Below are 207 nucleotides of genomic sequence, written 5' to 3' on the forward strand. Positions count from 1 at the left end.
ATTTCTCCCAGCAGACCATCGCGAGGAGAGCGATGAGACCAACCAGTAGTGCGACGGCCTCGTTGGTCACGCTGGCGCCCGATAGTCTGCCGACGCTCTCGTTGAAGGCGGTGACATTCTCGATGCCTCCCGCCGCCGGCTTTGAGCCCATCAGAACATGGACCTGCCCGAGGATGATCAAAATGCCGATGCCGGCCAACATACCAT

At 59.9% G+C, this 207-nt stretch carries 1 pseudogene; it reads right to left on the reverse strand.

Annotated features, from left to right (window positions below):
* Positions 1–207: pseudogene (locus AF337_RS20410) on the reverse strand (SulP family inorganic anion transporter); the annotation flags it as partial.

Origin of the sequence: Rhizobium ecuadorense (assembly GCF_001187535.1) — a bacterium.
In the GTDB taxonomy this organism is placed as follows: domain Bacteria; phylum Pseudomonadota; class Alphaproteobacteria; order Rhizobiales; family Rhizobiaceae; genus Rhizobium; species Rhizobium ecuadorense.